Here is a 1,018-nt window from a genome sequence, read left to right on the forward strand (position 1 = left end):
CACCAGGATCGTGTCCTGCGCATCGAGACCGAATGAGACTGGCTGGCCGGGCGCCGGCATTTTGGCCAGCACATCGCTGCGGCAATAGTCGCGCAAAGTCAGCTGGCGGCCGTCGCGCAACGCCGCGTAGCAGACGAAGCTGTCGCCCTGATAGATGATGTCGCTGACTTTCGCCTCGAGCACGTTGACGCCGCTTGTCGGTTCGGCGTCTGCCAGGAGCCGCAGCTTTTCCGGCCGCACCACCATCAGGTGCTGGCCTGCCGCCGGCACTGGTGCCGCGGTATGGATTCTCCGGTCCTCGTACCAGACGGAGCCGTTGCGGCACTCGACCGGAATGAAATTCGATTCGCCGATGAAGCCGGCCACAAATCGCGTTTGCGGCCTGGCGTAGAGGGTTTCAGGCTTGTCGAGCTGTTCGATGCGCCCGGCGTTCATGACCGCGATGCGGTCGGACATGGTGATGGCTTCGCGCTGGTCGTGCGTGACATAGACGGTGGTCATGCCGAGCCGGCGATGCAGGGCGCGCAGCTCGATCTGCATGTGCTCGCGCAGGCCCTTGTCGAGCGCCGACAAGGGTTCGTCCATCAGCACGATGCGCGGCTCGAAGACGATGGCGCGCGCCAGCGCCACACGCTGTCGCTGGCCGCCGGAGAGCTGGTCGACCCGGCGCTCGCCCAGGCCCTGCAATTTCACCAGATCGAGCGCCTTCTCGACACGTTCGGCCGTCTCGGCCGCGGCGACGCCGCGCTGCTTCAGCGGAAAGGCGATGTTGTGGAAGACGTTCATGTGCGGAAACAGCGCGTAGTTCTGGAACACCATGCCGATGTTGCGCTTGTGCGGCGGCGTGGTGATGATCTCGTCGCCGCCGACCCTGATCGAGCCGGCATTGGCCCGCACGAAACCGGCCAGGATCATCAGCAGCGTCGTCTTGCCGGAACCGGAAGGGCCGAGCAGCGTCAGGAATTCGCCGGCCTCGACATCGAGGTTAAGGTCGCGCAGCACAGGCACGCTGCCAAAT

1 protein-coding gene is annotated in these 1,018 nt (G+C 65.0%); it reads right to left on the minus strand.

Annotated elements, in window-relative coordinates; genetic code table 11:
- On the minus strand, positions 1-1,018 hold a 1,018-nt coding region (locus EN925_RS37205; RefSeq protein WP_164894729.1), incomplete at both ends, for an ABC transporter ATP-binding protein.

It is taken from the genome of Mesorhizobium sp. M7A.F.Ca.US.006.04.2.1 (genome assembly GCF_004022915.1).
Taxonomy (GTDB): Bacteria; Pseudomonadota; Alphaproteobacteria; order Rhizobiales; family Rhizobiaceae; genus Mesorhizobium; species Mesorhizobium ciceri.